This window comes from Roseovarius sp. MBR-79, assembly GCF_053628555.1.
This window is the reverse complement of the sequence record NZ_JBRJGP010000002.1, coordinates 318682-333823: the sequence shown is the minus strand read 5'-3', so window position 1 is coordinate 333823 and position 15142 is coordinate 318682. Positions and strand designations below refer to the sequence as shown.

Below are 15142 nucleotides of genomic sequence, written 5' to 3'. Positions count from 1 at the left end.
GGGCAGCAGGTCGCCCTTGCAGGCGATGAAGGACTGGCACAAACTCAAGCCGCAGTTGTTCAGGAAGAAGCCATACTACCTTCCGGGATGTGACAGCTATGGTTTTTTGCGTCTTTACGCAGCTATGGGGGTATCAGGATGAAAGCCGCACTTTCATTTATTGAGATGGCTCACTTAGAGACCGCGCAAGGCCTTGTTTTTGCATTTCTTCGGTCGAGGTCAGTATCCGCACAGGCGCGGCCGCGAGTTGCGCTGGGCAGGCGCATCGGGCTGTGCAGGCGATGGGCGGCAACGGATACCAGCGAAATCCGCCGGATGCTCGTGGGCCGCGAGATGATGGCGGCGATGGCATGAGGGGGCTGATTGCCGCGCTGATGCTCGTGCCGCTGCCGGTTGGCGCGCAGGATCTGGTCTTTGACATCGCGCCGGTGGAGGCGTGCATCCGCGCGGGCGGCGGCGAGGGATGCGCGGGGCAGGCGGCTTCGGCCTGCATGGAGGCGACACCGGGCGGGCAGACGACCGTGGGCATGGGCGGCTGTCTCGACCGCGAACGGGCCTATTGGGATGGCTGGCTCAACGCGGTCTATCAGCAGCTTTACGTAAACCTGGCGGCGCAGGATGCTCAGGTCGCCTCGGCCGCGCCCAGACAGGCCGAGGCGCTGCGCGACATGCAGCGGGCCTGGATCGGGTTCCGCGATGCCAAATGCGGCTACGAGGCGGCGCAATGGGGCGGCGGCACCGGGGCGGGACCGGCCTCTGTCAGTTGCCACCTGCACGAGACGGCGCGGCAGATGCTTTACCTGCAATCGAGCCGATTGGGGGATTGAGGCGATGGCGCGGGCCTTCCTTCTGCCGGTGGCGGGGCTTGTCGGGCTGGCGGGTGTGCTTGGGCTGATCCTGGGGCTGCGGGGCATCGGCGCGAGCGAGACAGAGGTGATCGAGCGCGTTGCGGCGCGCTACGTGGTCGAAACGGGCGGGGCGGTGACCGATTGCGCGGCGCGGCCCGCAACAGGCGGGGGGCTGTGGCTGGTGGTGATCTGCGGCTCCGAGAGCGGACGCGTGGCGTATTTCGTGGACCGTGCCGGGCGGGTCGCGGACTGGCGGGAGGATGAGGTGTGACAGAGATGCGGCCCATCCTGCGGCGCGCCCCTCATGAGGCGCTCCATGACGGGTTCCGCTGGGAGATCCCCGAGCGGCTCAACATGGCGGCGCAGGTCTGTGACGCCTGGGCCGAGGCAGAGCCCGACCGCGTGGCGATCCGCGATCTGTCGGGCGATGGCGCGCGCGAGGTGAGCTATGGCGCTTTGCGGGCCATGGCGGACGCGCTGGCGCGCGCGTTGGTGGCGCGCGGCGTGGCACGGGGCGATCGGGTGGGCGTGCTGCGGTCACAGGGCGCGTGGTGCGCGGCGGCGCATATCGCGATCTGGAAAATCGGTGCGATTTCAATCCCCTTGTTCAAGCTCTTCAAGCAGGATGCGTTGCTGAGCCGGGTGGGGGATGCGGGCGCAAAGGTGGTCGTGACCGATGCCGAGGGCGCGGGCTTGCTGGCGGCAATGCCCGAGGTTGCGGCGCTTGTGCCCGAGGCCGGGGCGCTGCCCGAGGGGCCGTTCGAGACGGTGGAGACGGGCGCGGACGAGCCTGCGGTGCTGATCTATACAAGCGGCACCACCGGCAGCCCCAAGGGCGCGCTGCACGGCCACCGCGTGCTGACCGGGCACCTGCCGGGGGTGGAGTTGAGCCATGATTTTCTGGGGCAACCCGGCGATTGCCTCTGGACGCCCGCCGACTGGGCCTGGATCGGCGGGCTTTTTGATGTGCTGATGCCGGGGCTTGCCATCGGCGTGCCGGTGGCGGCGGCGCGCATGGCGAAATTCGGCGTCGATGATTGCTTGAAGATCGTCCGAGAAGGTTCTGTCAAAAATGTGTTTTTTCCGCCAACCGCGCTCCGGATGCTGAAAGCGGACGGCGCGCGGATCGACGGCCTGCGCAGCGTTGCAAGCGGCGGCGAGCCGCTGGGGGCGGAAATGCTCGACTGGGGGCGCGCGGCGTTCGGCCTCACGATCAACGAGTTCTACGGTCAGACCGAATGCAACATGGTGGCCACCTCCTGCGCGACCCTCTTCAGCCCGGTGCCGGGCTGTCTCGGGCGGGCGGTGCCGGGGCATGAGGTTGCGGTGATCGACACGGCGGGGCGCGAGATCACCGGCGAGGGCGATATCGCCGTGAGGCGAGGTTCGGCCTCCATGATGCTGGAATATTGGGGAAAACCGCGCGAGACGGCAGAGAAGTTTCGCGGCGATTGGCTGGTGACGGGCGACCGGGGGGTGATCGAGGGCGGCTATATCCGCTTTGTCGGGCGCGAGGATGACGTGATCACCTCCGCGGGCTACCGGATCGGCCCCGCCGAGATCGAGGATTGCCTGTTGACCCACGAGGCGGTGGCAACGGTGGGCGTGGTGGGCAAGCCCGACCCCCTGCGCACCGAGATCGTCAAGGCCTATGTCGTGGTGCGTGCGGGCGTCACAGCCTCCGGGGCGCTGGCCGAGGAGTTGCAGGCGCATGTCAAGGAACGCCTTGCAAGCTATTCCTATCCAAGGGAAATCGCATTTTTGGACGCGCTGCCAATGACCGTCACCGGCAAGGTGATCCGCAAGGAATTGAAGGCGCGTGCGGCGGCGGAGGGGATGTCATGATCCGCCCCGCAGATGGAAAAAGGGCTGGCGCGGTGGCCAGCCCTCTCGTTCCAATCCGATTTGGGAGGGGATCAGAATTTCAGCACATAGGCGATGTTGAACACCCAAGGGTCGATCTCGACCGTTCCGATATCCACGCCGCCGACCTTGGTATCGGACTCGATCTCGATATAGCGGACATCGGCGCGCAGGGCGGAGCGTTCGCTGATTTCGTAGTCGAGGCCAGCGTGGAGCGCGAGGCCCCAGCTGTCATCCATGTCGACATTGACACCGGCCAGCGCGCCCTTGCCGGTCTCGTCGAAGAAATAGGTGTAGTTGATGCCCGCGCCGACAAAGGGCGTGACCTTGCTGGCATTGACGAAGTGATATTGCAGCGAGAGCGTCGGTGGCAGGTGCTTGACCTCGGCCACCTTGCCCGCGCCCTGAAGATTGGCGTCATGCTCGAAGGGCCAGGCGGCCAGCAGTTCGACGCCGATGCGGTCGGCGATGAAATACTCGATCGTGATCGTCGGGCGCAGGTTGCCGTCGACATCGATCTGACCGGCCAGCGTGTCGGAGTTCTGGGTCGGTTCGACCCAACCGAGGCCGAGGCCGAGCAGGAAGTCACCCTTTTCCTGCGCGAGGGCAGGGGCGGCCGTGCTGGCCATGAGGGCGGCGAGGGTGAGGGCTGTGATCTGTTTCATGGTCTTTCCACTTTCATACTGACGCCGCCCGGTATGGGGGCTTTTCGGTCAGATCACTTTGACGTGAATCAAATTCGGGGCACTGTGCTGCGCTGCGGCAAAATTGCCACAGGCCCGCGGCAAGAGGAGGGACCTTCATGCGTCTGAAATCATCGGCCCTGCCGTCATCGGAGGCCTTTGCAACAAATCGCGCGGCCCATCTTGCGGCGCTGCGCGAGATCGAGGTGGCGGCAGCGTCGGCCGCCGAGGGCGGCGGCGAGCGGGCGCGCGAGCGCCATGTCTCACGCGGCAAGATGCTGCCGCGCGACCGTGTGGCGGGGCTGCTCGATCCCGGCAGCCCGTTTCTGGAGGTGGGGGCCACGGCGGCGCACGGGCTTTATGACGGGGCGGTGCCTTGTGCGGGCGTGATCGCCGGGGTGGGCCGGGTGATGGGGCGCGACGTGATGGTGGTGTGCAATGACGCCACGGTGAAGGGCGGCACCTATTACCCGATGACCGTCAAGAAGCACCTGCGCGCGCAGGAGATCGCCGAGGACTGCCATTTGCCCTGCATCTATCTGGTGGATTCGGGCGGCGCGAACCTGCCCAATCAGGACGAGGTGTTCCCCGACCGCGATCATTTCGGGCGCATCTTCTACAATCAGGCGCGGATGAGCGCGAAGGGCATCGCGCAGATTGCCGTGGTGATGGGAAGCTGCACCGCCGGGGGGGCCTATGTGCCCGCGATGTCGGATGTGACGATCATCGTGCGCGACCAGGGCACGATCTTTCTGGCCGGCCCGCCGCTCGTGAAGGCCGCGACCGGAGAGGTGGTCACGGCCGAGGATCTGGGCGGCGGCGATGTGCATACGCGCCTCTCGGGCGTGGCGGATTACCTGGCCGAGGATGACGGGCACGCGCTGGCACTGGCGCGGCGCGCGGTGGGCAATCTGGGCGCGGCCCCCCAGCCCATGCAGGACTGGCAGAGCCCGGAGGCACCCGCCTATGACCCCGAGGAGATCCTCGGCGTGGTGCCCGCCGATCTGCGCACGCCCTATGATATCCGCGAGGTGATCGCGCGGCTGGTCGATGGCAGTCGTTTCGACGAGTTCAAGGCGCGGTTCGGCGAGACGCTGGTGACGGGCTTTGCTCACGTAACGGGCTGCCCGGTGGGAATCGTGGCCAATAATGGCGTGCTGTTCTCGGAGGCCGCAGCGAAGGGCGCGCATTTCATCGAGCTGTGTTCGCAGCGCCGCATCCCGCTGGTATTCCTGCAAAACATCACCGGCTTCATGGTCGGGCGCAAATACGAGAACGAGGGCATCGCGCGGCATGGCGCCAAGATGGTGACGGCGGTGGCGACCACGAGCGTCCCGAAGATCACCATGCTGGTGGGCGGCTCTTTCGGCGCGGGCAATTACGGCATGGCGGGGCGGGCCTATCAGCCCCGGTTCCTCTGGACATGGCCCAACAGCCGCATCTCGGTGATGGGCGGCGCGCAGGCGGCGGGGGTGCTGGCCACCGTCAGGCGCGACGCGATGGAAAAGCGCGGCGAGACCTGGTCGGCAGCAGATGAAGAAGCGTTCAAGCGGCCCACGGTGGAGATGTTCGAGCGGCAGTCGCATCCGCTCTATGCCTCTGCGCGGCTTTGGGATGATGGCTGCATTGACCCGCGCAAGAGCCGGGATGTGCTGGCGCTTTCGCTCAGGGCGGCGCTCAACGCGCCGGTGGCGGAGACGCGCTTTGGCGTCTTCCGGATGTGAGGGTGGCGATGATGGGATTTGGATATTTGAGGCAAGATGAAGCTGGGAGCACGGGCCATGTTTGAGCGAATCCTTGTGGCCAACCGGGGCGAGATCGCAGCCCGTGTGATGCGCACGGCGCGCGCGATGGGTGTGGAGGTGGTGGCGGTCTATTCCGATGCCGATGCGGGGGCCGCGCATGTGGCGATGGCCGATCTTGCGGTGCATATCGGCGGCCCGGCCCCAGCGGAGAGCTATCTGCGCGGCGAGGCGATCATCGCGGCGGCGCTGGAGACGGGGGCGGAGGCCATTCATCCCGGTTACGGGTTTCTGAGCGAGAACCCCGATTTCGTGGAGGCGGTGGAGGCGGCGGGGCTCAGGTTCATCGGGCCGTCGGCGCGGGCCATTCGGGCGATGGGGCTGAAGGATGCCGCCAAGGCGCTGATGGAGAAAGCGGGCGTGCCGGTGGTGCCGGGTTATCACGGGGCCAATCAGGACCCCGAGCATCTGGCGGGGGCGGCGGACGCCATCGGTTATCCGGTGCTGATCAAGGCCGTGGCAGGCGGCGGCGGCAAGGGGATGCGGCTGGTCGAGCGGGCGCAGGATTTCATGGATGCGCTGGAAAGTGCGCGGGGCGAGGCCAGGACGGCCTTTGGCAATTCGGATGTGCTGGTCGAGAAATACATCCTCAAGCCCAGGCATATCGAGGTTCAGGTGTTCGGCGACGGCACGCGGGCCGTGCATCTTTTCGAGCGCGATTGCTCGTTGCAGCGCCGCCATCAGAAGGTGATCGAGGAGGCCCCGGCGCCCGGCATGACGCCAGAGATGCGCGCGGCCATGGGCGGGGCGGCGGTGCGCGCGGCGGAGGCGATCGGCTATAGCGGTGCGGGCACGGTGGAGTTCATCGTCGATGGCGCGCATGGGCTGCGCCCCGACGGGTTCTGGTTCATGGAGATGAACACGCGGTTGCAGGTGGAGCATCCGGTGACCGAGGCGATTACCGGCGTCGATCTGGTGGAATGGCAGTTGCGGGTGGCCGCGGGCGAGGCGCTGCCTGCGCGGCAGGAGGATTTGAGCATCACCGGCCACGCGTTCGAGGCGCGGCTTTATGCCGAGGATGTGCCCAAGGGGTTTTTGCCCGCGACGGGGCGGCTCACGCATCTGGCCTTCCCGGGAGGGGCGCGCGCCGATAGCGGCGTGCGGGCGGGTGACGAGATCAGCCCGTTCTATGACCCGATGATCGCCAAGCTGGTGACGCATGGGCCGACGCGCGCGGTGGCGCTGCGGCGGCTGGCGACGGCGCTGGCGCGCACGCAGGTGGCCGGGACGGTGACCAATCTCGGGTTTCTGGGGGCGCTGGCGCGGCATGAGGGGTTCGCGCGCGGCGATGTGGATACCGGGCTGATTGCGCGCGATATCGACGCGCTGGTGGTGGTGCCGGAGCCGGGGCCGCGCGAAGTGGCTTGGGCCGCGCTGGCGGGGCTGGGGCTGTTGGAGGGCGCACCGCAGGATGCGGGCTTTGTCCTGTGGCAGCCGCTGGAGCGCGAGGTGGTGTTGATCCATGCCGGTGAGGAGATCACGGTGCGGTTGCGCACGCTGTCGGCCAGCGCGCATGATCTGCGCGTGGGCGAGGTCTGGGTCGCGGCGCGGCGCGTGGACGGGGGCTGGCGGCTCGACGGGCAGCCTGCGGCCCCGGTGGCGGTGGATGGCGCGCGGGTGACGGTCTTCGCGCAATATGGCCTTGCCTTCGATCTGGTCGATCCGCTGGCGCGCGATAGTGCGGCGGGCGGCGATGCCGCGTTGATCGAGGCCCCGATGCCGGGGCTGGTGAAGGCGGTCCATGCCGTGGCCGGGCAGGCGGTGGCCAAGGGCGACCGGCTGGCGGTGCTGGAGGCGATGAAGATGGAGCACAGCCTTCTGGCCGCGCGCGACGGGGTGGTGGCCGAGGTGCTGGCGCGCGCGGGCGATCAGGTGAGCGCGGGGGCGGCGCTGATCCGGCTGGAGGCGGAGGCGTGATCCGGCTGCACCATGTGCCGCTGGCGCGCTCGCTGCGGGTGATGTGGCTCTTGGAGGAGCTGGGGCTGGACTATGAGGTGGCCTATTACTCGATCCGTGACGGCTCCATGCGCACGCCCGCGTTCCTTGCGTTGTCGCCTGCCGGTCGGGTGCCGGTGCTGGAGCATGGGGGGGATGTGTGGTTCGAGAGCGGGGCCATCGTGCAGATGCTGTGCGAGACCTATCCACAAGCGGGGCTGATGCCGCCGCCGGGCCATCCCGACCGGGCGCGCTTTCTGGAGATCCTGCATTATGCCGAGACGGTGGGGTCTCTGCTGGAAAATCTCAACCTCAACCTCGTTTTCCTGCGCCCGCCCGCGAAGCCCTCTGTGACGGTGGTGAAGCTGCTCAACGCGCGGTTGCGCGCAAGCCTTGCGGCGATGGAGTGGCGGGTTTCGGGCGATCATCTTTTGCCCTCCGGGTTTTCGGCCGCCGACATCATGTTCGGCTATGGGTTCGAACTGGCGCGGTATTACGTCGATCTGGACCAATACCCTCGTCTTGTGGCCTATTGGGAGGGCCTGCGCGCGCGCGCGGCCCATGCCCGCGCCAAAGCGCGCGACGGCGAGCAGGATATCTATACGCGGGAGTTCTATCCCGTGCCGGAGGAGGGGGCATGAGCGGACGGGTAGAAATCTTCGAGGTAGGTCCGCGCGACGGCTTGCAGAACGAGACAGGCCGCATCGCCACGCGCGACAAGGTCGCGCTTGTGGACCTGCTGAGCGACGCGGGCTTTGCGCGGATCGAGGTGGCGAGTTTCGTCAGCCCCAAATGGGTGCCGCAGATGGCCGACAGCGCCGAGGTGTTGCGCGGGATCCGGCGTGCGCCGGGCGTGCGCTATGCCGCGCTCACGCCCAACCTGCGGGGCTTGACCGACGCGCTCGAGGCGGGGGCGGACGAGGTGGCGATCTTCGGGTCGGCCTCGGAAGGTTTCTCGAAGGCCAATATCAACGCCACCATCGACGAGAGCCTTGCCCGCTTTGCGCCCGTCATGGAGACGGCGGGGGCCGAGGGGTTGCGCGTGCGCGGCTATGTTTCCTGCGTGGTGGAGTGCCCCTATGACGGCCCGGTGGCCCCGGCGCAGGTGGCGCGGGTGGCAGAAAACCTGTGGGAGATGGGCTGTTACGAGATCAGCCTTGGCGACACCATCGGGCGCGGCACGCCCGAGGCGGTGGACGCGATGCTTGCGGCGGTGTGCGACGCGGTGCCCGCGGAGCGGTTGGCGGGGCATTTTCACGACACGTCGGGCCGTGCGCTGGGCAATATCGAGGTGGCGCTGGGGCGCGGCCTGCGGGTGTTCGACGCGGCTGTGGGGGGCTTGGGGGGCTGTCCCTATGCGCCGGGCGCGGCGGGTAACGTGGCGACCGAGGCGGTGCATGACCGGCTGGTGGCGCTGGGCTATGAGACCGGGCTTGACCGGCACGTGCTGGCGCGTGCGGCGGACATGGCGCGGGCGATGCGGGTTGCGTCGCAAAAATCTTGAAAAGATTTTTGACAAATTTCTTTTGAAGAAATTTGGCGCGAAGAGGAGAGGGTATGAGCGGAACCATCAGCATCGAGACGGACGCGCGGGGCGTGGCCACGCTCTGGCTGGACCGTGCCGACAAGCACAATGCCATGTCGGCGCAGATGATCGCGGAGTTGCATCGGGCGGCTCTGGATCTGGGGGCTGACGATGCGGTGCGGGTCGTGGTGCTGGCGGCACGGGGCAAGACATTCTGCGCCGGTGGCGATCTGGGCTGGATGCGAGAGCAGTTCGAGGCCGATCCCGCGACCCGGAGCCACGAGGCGGGCAAGCTTGCGCATATGTTGCAGGCGCTCAACACGCTGCCCAAGCCGCTCATTGGCCGGGTGCAGGGCAATGCCTTTGGCGGCGGCGTGGGGATGATGAGCGTCTGCGATGTGGCGGTGGCGGTGGAGGGCGCGCAATTCGCGCTGACCGAAACGCGGCTGGGGCTCATTCCGGCCACCATTGGCCCCTATGTGGCGGCGCGCATGGGCGAGGCGATGGCGCGGCGGGTGTTCATGTCGGGCCGCCGATTTGACGCGGCCGAGGCGGTGCGGCTTGGCCTTCTGGCGCGCGCGGTGCCCGAATCCGCGCTCGATGAGGCGGTGGAGGCCGAGGTCGCACCTTACCTCGACTGCGCGCCGGGGGCGGTGGCGGCGGCCAAGGCGCTGCTCAGGGGCTTCGGGCCGCGCATTGACGAGGATGTGATCGCGGGCACTGTCGCGGCCCTGGCCGGGGTTTGGGCGGGCGACGAGGCTCCCGAGGGCATTGCCGCATTTTTCGAGCGCCGCAAACCACGCTGGCAGACGGGGTGAGTCGCGCGGATTTGCCGCGGCGCGGCGCGCGCGGTCTGAATCCTTGGCCAATTGCGGGAGATTGCCGCATACCACCGCATACAAATTGCAAGAATCCATCGCGGACAGGGGGCAAAGCCGCGCGGCTTCGGTTGACCGCGTGAAGGGGCAGGGGTAAACCCCGAAGGAGTATGCAGCCATCTTGATGCGCGCCGGGTGCGCGCATGAAAGGAGCCACCCCGTGGAAGAGATGCTGAGGGAATACCTCCCCATCCTGATCCTCATGGCCGTTGCCATCGGTCTGGGCCTTGTTCTCATCCTTGCCGCCGTCATCATCGCCGTGCGCAACCCCGACCCCGAGAAGGTGAGCGCCTATGAATGCGGCTTCAACGCGTTTGACGATGCGCGGATGAAATTCGACGTGCGCTTCTACCTGGTGTCGATCCTCTTCATCATCTTCGATCTGGAGATTGCCATGCTCTTTCCCTGGGCGGTGGCCTTCGCGGATCTGAGCATGGCGGCGTTCTGGTCGATGATGGTTTTCCTCGCGGTGCTGACCGCGGGCTTTGCCTATGAATGGCGCAAGGGAGCGATGGAATGGCAGTGATGACAGGGGCCAACACCGCCGGGCCGGACCGCGAGGTGGCGACACAGGCGCTCAATGCCGAGTTGCAGGACAAGGGATTTCTGCTCACCTCGACCGAGGATATCGTGAACTGGGCGCGCACCGGCTCGCTCCATTGGATGACCTTCGGCCTTGCCTGCTGCGCGGTCGAGATGATGCACACCGCCATGCCGCGCTATGACGTGGAACGTTTCGGCTTTGCGCCGCGCGCCTCCCCGCGTCAGTCGGACGTGATGATCGTGGCGGGCACGCTCACCAACAAGATGGCGCCCGCGCTGCGCAAGGTCTATGACCAGATGCCCGAGCCGCGCTATGTGATCTCGATGGGCTCCTGCGCCAATGGCGGGGGCTATTACCACTACAGCTACAGCGTCGTGCGCGGCTGCGACCGGATCGTGCCGGTCGATATCTACGTGCCGGGCTGCCCGCCGACCGCCGAGGCGCTGGTTTACGGGATCCTGCAATTGCAGCGCAAGATCCGCCGGACGGGGACGATCGTGAGATGACCAACGCACTCAGGGAACTTGGCGAATATATCGAGCTCAAGCGCGCGGATTGTGTGCTGGGCTGGGAAATCGCCCATGGCGAACTCACCGTCGATGTGTCGCTGTCCAGTATCGCCGGGCTGGCGGAATTTCTGAAAACCGATCAGAACTGCGCCTTTTCCACGTTGGTGGATATCACGGCGGTCGATTACCCCGAGCGCCCCAAGCGGTTCGACGTGGTCTATCACCTGCTGTCGATGTATCAGAACCACCGCATCCGCCTGCGCGTGGCCACGCGCGAAGAGGATATGGTCCCCTCGATCACGGCGGCCTATCCGGCGGCGAACTGGTTCGAGCGCGAGGTGTTCGACATGTTCGGCATCCTCTTCTCGGGCCACCCGGACCTGCGCCGTATCCTGACCGATTACGGCTTTCGCGGGCATCCGCTGCGCAAGGATTTCCCGACCACGGGCTACACCGAGGTGCGCTATGACGAGGCGCAAAAGCGGGTGGTCTACGAGCCGGTGAAGCTGGTGCAGGAATACCGGCAGTTCGATTTCATGTCGCCTTGGGAAGGGGCGCAATACATCCTTCCCGGTGATGAGAAGGAGGCGGGGAAATGATGGGAGGGTATGGCATGGGCGGCGGCGGTCTGATCATGATGCTGATCGTGGCGGCGCTTCTGGTGATCCCGTTCTGGCGGCTCTTGCCGAAATTCGGAATCCCCAACTGGGTAGCGCTGGCGGCGATCATCCCGCTGGGGGCGCTGGTCCTTTTGTGGGTGATGGCGTTCCGCGACAAGCTTGACGGAGGGCGCGCATGATGGACGGCTCCAAGTTCGAGGACGCGCTCACCGGCGAGCAGAAGATCCGCAATTTCAACATCAACTTCGGTCCGCAACACCCTGCGGCACATGGGGTTTTGCGTCTGGTGCTGGAGCTTGACGGCGAGTTGGTGGAGCGCTGCGATCCGCATATCGGCCTGCTGCATCGCGGCACCGAGAAGCTGATGGAAAGCCGCACCTATCTGCAAAACCTGCCCTATTTCGACCGGCTCGATTACGTGGCGCCGATGAACCAGGAACATGCCTGGTGTCTGGCCATCGAGCGGCTGACCGGCACGCCGGTGCCGCGCCGTGCGAGCCTCATCCGGGTGCTCTATTGCGAGATCGGGCGCGTTCTGAACCACCTTCTGAACGTGACCACGCAGGCGATGGATGTGGGCGCGCTGACCCCGCCGCTCTGGGGGTTCGAAGAGCGCGAAAAGCTGATGGTGTTCTACGAGCGGGCCTGCGGTGCGCGTCTGCACGCGGCCTATTTCCGCCCCGGCGGCGTGCATCAGGACCTGCCACCCGCGCTCATCGACGATATCGAGACCTGGGCCAATGAGTTCCCGCGCGTGCTCGATGACATCGACGGCCTGTTGACCGAGAACCGCATTTTCAAGCAGCGCAACGCCGATATAGGCGTGATCACGCAGCAGGAGGCGCTCGACTGGGGCTTTTCCGGCGTGATGGTGCGGGGCAGCGGCATGGCGTGGGATCTGCGCCGCGCGCAGCCCTATGAATGCTATGACGAGTTCGATTTCCTGATCCCGGTGGGCAAGAACGGCGATTGCTACGACCGCTACCTCTGCCGGATGGAGGAAATGCGCCAGAGCCTGCGCATCATCCATCAGGCGGTCGAGAAGTTGCGCGCGCCCGAGGGCCAGGGCGATGTTCTGGCGCGTGGCAAGATCACCCCGCCGTCGCGCGGCGAGATGAAGACCTCGATGGAGGCGCTCATTCACCACTTCAAGCTTTATACCGAAGGGTTTCACGTCCCCGAGGGCGAGGTCTATGCCGCCGTCGAGGCCCCCAAGGGCGAGTTTGGCGTCTATCTCGTGGCCGACGGCAGCAACCGGCCCTATCGCGCCAAGATCCGCGCGCCGGGCTTCCTGCATTTGCAGGCGATGGACCATGTCGCCAAGGGGCATCAACTGGCCGATGTGGCGGCGATCATCGGCACGATGGACGTGGTCTTCGGGGAGATCGACCGTTGATCGAGTTGGGCCGCCTGAGCGTCGCACTGGCCGGGCTTGGCCTTGTGGCCGGCTGTGTCGTGCCGCCGCAAGGCACCACGCGCGACGATCTGGCGATTTACGAGCAGGCGGCGCAAAGCCTCAACTGCACCCTCGTGACCGAGGGCGATTTTCTGGCCATGGAGATGCAGACGGGGCTGGCGCGCCAGCAACTTCTCGACATCACCGGGCGTTACCTGTCCACCGGGGGGGCCGAACGGTTGCCCGGCGGTGGCGTGAAACTGACCACAGGAGCCTGTGCCTGAGATGCTACGCCGTCTTTACCACGAGCAGCCCGCAAGCTTTGCCTTCACCCCTGCCAATCAGGAGTGGGCCGAGGCGCAGATCAGCAAATACCCCGAGGGGCGGCAGGCAAGCGCGATCATCCCGCTTTTGTGGCGCGCGCAGGAGCAGGAGGGCTGGCTGAGCCGCCCGGCCATCGAGCATGTCGCCGACCGGCTGGGCATGGATTATATCCGCGCGCTGGAAGTGGCCACGTTCTACTTCATGTTCCAGTTGCAACCTGTTGGTAGTATTGCACATTTCCAGATTTGCGGCACGCTTTCGTGCATGATCTGCGGGGCCGAGGACCTGATCGCGGTCTGCCGCGAGAAAATCGCGCCGAAGCCGCATCAGCTCTCGGAGGATGGCAAGTTTTCCTGGGAAGAGGTGGAATGCCTGGGGGCCTGTGCCAATGCGCCGATGGCGCAGATCGGCAAGGATTATTACGAGGATCTGAGTGCCGCGCGGTTCTCCGAGATCATCGACGAATTGGCCGCGGGCAAGGTGCCCGTGCCGGGGCCGCAGAACGGGCGCTATGCCGCCGAGCCGAAATCGGGGCTCACGAGCCTGACCGAGTTCGAGAGCGGGCGCGCGCAGTATAATGCCAGCGCGCAGGCGGCCGTCGATCTGGGCGAGACCGTGAAGCGCATCGACGGCACCGAGGTGCCGATCCTGGCCCCCTGGCGCGAGAAGGGGGCCAATCACAAGCCCGCGCCGTCCTCGGTCACACTCAACGCGGAACCTGTCGCCGTGACGGCAGCGGCAAAGGCCGAAGCCAAGGCCACGCCGATGGCCAAGGCCGAGAAAAAGCCCGAAGAGGCGAAGGCGCAAACGGCCAAGGCCGAGGCATCCAAAGCGGACCCCGCGCCGGACGCCAAGCAGAGCGTCGCCGAGGCCGTGCCCGCCGAGGGCAAGCGCCCCGAGGCGCTGAGCGCCCCGCGTGCGGGCAAGGCGGACGATCTCAAGCGGATCAAGGGGATCGGGCCGAAACTGGAGAAGCTGTGCAATTCCATGGGTTTTTACCATTTCGATCAGATCGCTGCATGGACGGAGGAAGAGGTCAGTTGGGTGGACCTGAACCTTGAAGGATTCAAGGGACGGGTCAGCCGTGACAACTGGGTTGAGCAGGCAAAACTGCTGGCCGAGGGCAAGGAGACGGAGTTTTCCGCCCGGGTCAAGAAAGGCGATGTCTACTGACGCGCCAATCTGAGAACCAACGGGAGAGAGTGACATGTCCACAACGTCGAAACTGAGCACTTGCCAGATTGTTTGCTGGGGCCTGGCGTCCCTGGCCGGCCTGGCCGTTCTGGTCTCTGCAACCGGCTCGGTCGGATTTCTTGCCGCGTTGCTGCTGGCGGTGGCCTTTGCGGCCTTTATCGGGCTGGTTTTCGGTCGGCTCATCTGCACCGGTTATGGGGCCGAGGATCGCGGGATCGAGGCGAAAGACGTCGAGGCAAGCCTGCGTCAGGCCACGGGCATCACGGGTTACAAGGCCCCGTTCGACGAGGATGACGACGCGCCCGCGCCCAAACCCGCCGCCGCCGCCGCATCTGCCCCTGCCCATGCCGCAGAGCCGACGGCGAGCGCTGCCACGGCGGCCCCTGCCGTCAGGGCGGGCACGCTGCTGGACGGCGAAGAAGAGCTGTCGACGCGCAAGGGCGAATGGCGTTATGGAGAGCAAGCGGCCCCGGCCGCAAAGCAGGACGAGGCCGACGTGGGCACCCGCCCCGAGGCGCTGAGCGCGCCCAAGGACGGCAAGGCCGACGATCTCAAGGCGATCAAGGGCGTGGGGCCGAAGCTGGAAAAGCTGTGCAACGAGCTGGGCTTTTATCATTACGAGCAGATCGCGAACTGGACCGCTGCCGAGGTGGCCTGGGTCGATGAGAACCTCAAGGGCTTCAAGGGCCGGGTCAGCCGCGATGGCTGGGTCGATCAGGCGAAAATCCTCGCGGCCGGGGGCGAGACCGAGTTCTCGCGCCGTGTCGGCGAGGGCGATGTATATTGAGCATGAAGGACGATGCCGCAACAGGATCAGGAGATCGCGCGCCTTGGGCGCCGCGCCGCGCTTGTGATTGCGGGGACGGGGGTGCTTTGGGTCCTCGCCTCGCTGATCGGGGCTCAATATGGACTGAGCCTGCGCATGCGCGCGCTGTTCGATCTGATGGCGCTTGGCGGCTTCGTCTACGCCTTCGTGCTGATCTATCAACTCTGGCGCGCGCGTCAGGGCAACCGGAGGTGA

Annotated in this window: 19 protein-coding genes; 18 read left to right on the top strand and 1 reads right to left on the bottom strand. The window is 66.2% G+C overall.

Going from position 1 to position 15142, the window contains the following annotated elements; genetic code table 11:
- Window positions 1-138 precede the first annotated feature (138 nt).
- From ACSSV8_RS03490 to ACSSV8_RS03475, 4 genes are read left to right on the top strand one after another with little or no spacing between them, the layout of a single operon-like run.
- Complete coding sequence (locus tag ACSSV8_RS03490) at window positions 139-354, top strand: hypothetical protein (protein WP_354537249.1); 216 nt, start codon at window positions 139-141, stop codon at window positions 352-354.
- Window positions 351-827 carry a lysozyme inhibitor LprI family protein gene (locus tag ACSSV8_RS03485; RefSeq protein ID WP_454281508.1) on the top strand — a complete coding sequence of 159 codons (477 nt, stop codon included), beginning with the start codon at window positions 351-353 and terminating at the stop codon, window positions 825-827. Before ACSSV8_RS03490 ends, ACSSV8_RS03485 begins: the two co-directional genes overlap by 4 nt.
- 4 nt (window positions 828-831) lie before the next feature.
- Window positions 832-1119: a hypothetical protein gene (locus ACSSV8_RS03480; protein ID WP_454281507.1), complete on the top strand. Its 288-nt coding sequence runs from the start codon at window positions 832-834 to the stop codon at window positions 1117-1119.
- A gap of 5 nt (window positions 1120-1124) precedes the next feature.
- The gene (locus tag ACSSV8_RS03475) at window positions 1125-2693 is read left to right on the top strand and encodes an AMP-binding protein (RefSeq protein ID WP_454281517.1); all 1569 of its coding nucleotides are present in this window, start codon (window positions 1125-1127) and stop codon (window positions 2691-2693) included.
- 71 nt (window positions 2694-2764) lie between these two features.
- Here the strand turns inward: ACSSV8_RS03475 and ACSSV8_RS03470 are convergent, their stop codons facing one another.
- A complete protein-coding gene (locus tag ACSSV8_RS03470) occupies window positions 2765-3376 on the bottom strand; it encodes an OmpW/AlkL family protein (protein ID WP_454281506.1) in 612 nt (203 codons plus the stop codon).
- A gap of 137 nt (window positions 3377-3513) precedes the next feature.
- On the opposite strand from ACSSV8_RS03470, the gene ACSSV8_RS03465 reads away from it, so the two are divergent.
- From ACSSV8_RS03465 to ACSSV8_RS03400, 14 genes are all read left to right on the top strand, one after another.
- Window positions 3514-5118, top strand: coding sequence for a carboxyl transferase domain-containing protein (locus ACSSV8_RS03465; protein WP_454281505.1), 1605 nt, complete (start codon window positions 3514-3516; stop codon window positions 5116-5118).
- 57 nt (window positions 5119-5175) lie between these two features.
- Window positions 5176-7113: an acetyl/propionyl/methylcrotonyl-CoA carboxylase subunit alpha gene (locus tag ACSSV8_RS03460; RefSeq protein ID WP_454281504.1), complete on the top strand. Its 1938-nt coding sequence runs from the start codon at window positions 5176-5178 to the stop codon at window positions 7111-7113.
- The gene (locus tag ACSSV8_RS03455; RefSeq protein ID WP_454281503.1) at window positions 7110-7772 is read left to right on the top strand and encodes a glutathione S-transferase family protein; all 663 of its coding nucleotides are present in this window, start codon (window positions 7110-7112) and stop codon (window positions 7770-7772) included. Before ACSSV8_RS03460 ends, ACSSV8_RS03455 begins: the two co-directional genes overlap by 4 nt.
- Entirely contained in the window at window positions 7769-8635 is an 867-nt protein-coding gene (locus ACSSV8_RS03450) for a hydroxymethylglutaryl-CoA lyase (protein WP_454281502.1), read from the top strand. The genes ACSSV8_RS03455 and ACSSV8_RS03450 overlap by 4 nt, the downstream gene beginning before the upstream one ends.
- 53 nt (window positions 8636-8688) lie before the next feature.
- Entirely contained in the window at window positions 8689-9474 is a 786-nt protein-coding gene (locus tag ACSSV8_RS03445; protein WP_454281501.1) for a crotonase/enoyl-CoA hydratase family protein, read from the top strand.
- Between the two features lie 220 nt (window positions 9475-9694).
- Window positions 9695-10060 carry an NADH-quinone oxidoreductase subunit A gene (locus ACSSV8_RS03440; protein WP_354537240.1) on the top strand — a complete coding sequence of 122 codons (366 nt, stop codon included), beginning with the start codon at window positions 9695-9697 and terminating at the stop codon, window positions 10058-10060.
- Window positions 10051-10584: a NuoB/complex I 20 kDa subunit family protein gene (locus ACSSV8_RS03435; RefSeq protein WP_354537239.1), complete on the top strand. Its 534-nt coding sequence runs from the start codon at window positions 10051-10053 to the stop codon at window positions 10582-10584. Before ACSSV8_RS03440 ends, ACSSV8_RS03435 begins: the two co-directional genes overlap by 10 nt.
- Window positions 10581-11186, top strand: a complete 606-nt coding sequence (locus tag ACSSV8_RS03430; protein WP_454281500.1) for an NADH-quinone oxidoreductase subunit C — start codon at window positions 10581-10583, stop codon at window positions 11184-11186. The genes ACSSV8_RS03435 and ACSSV8_RS03430 overlap by 4 nt, the downstream gene beginning before the upstream one ends.
- Complete coding sequence (locus tag ACSSV8_RS03425) at window positions 11183-11386, top strand: hypothetical protein (protein WP_354537237.1); 204 nt, start codon at window positions 11183-11185, stop codon at window positions 11384-11386. The genes ACSSV8_RS03430 and ACSSV8_RS03425 overlap by 4 nt, the downstream gene beginning before the upstream one ends.
- The gene (locus ACSSV8_RS03420; RefSeq protein ID WP_354537376.1) at window positions 11386-12603 is read left to right on the top strand and encodes an NADH-quinone oxidoreductase subunit D; all 1218 of its coding nucleotides are present in this window, start codon (window positions 11386-11388) and stop codon (window positions 12601-12603) included. The genes ACSSV8_RS03425 and ACSSV8_RS03420 overlap by 1 nt, the downstream gene beginning before the upstream one ends.
- Window positions 12600-12887, top strand: a complete 288-nt coding sequence (locus tag ACSSV8_RS03415; RefSeq protein ID WP_354537236.1) for a hypothetical protein — start codon at window positions 12600-12602, stop codon at window positions 12885-12887. The genes ACSSV8_RS03420 and ACSSV8_RS03415 overlap by 4 nt, the downstream gene beginning before the upstream one ends.
- A 1-nt stretch (window position 12888) precedes the next feature.
- Window positions 12889-14100 (top strand): NADH-quinone oxidoreductase subunit E, encoded by a 1212-nt coding sequence (locus tag ACSSV8_RS03410; protein WP_454281499.1) that lies wholly within the window; start codon window positions 12889-12891, stop codon window positions 14098-14100.
- 34 nt (window positions 14101-14134) lie between these two features.
- A complete protein-coding gene (locus ACSSV8_RS03405) occupies window positions 14135-14908 on the top strand; it encodes an NADH:ubiquinone oxidoreductase (RefSeq protein WP_454281498.1) in 774 nt (257 codons plus the stop codon).
- Between the two features lie 12 nt (window positions 14909-14920).
- Window positions 14921-15142: a DUF5337 domain-containing protein gene (locus tag ACSSV8_RS03400; protein WP_354537233.1), complete on the top strand. Its 222-nt coding sequence runs from the start codon at window positions 14921-14923 to the stop codon at window positions 15140-15142.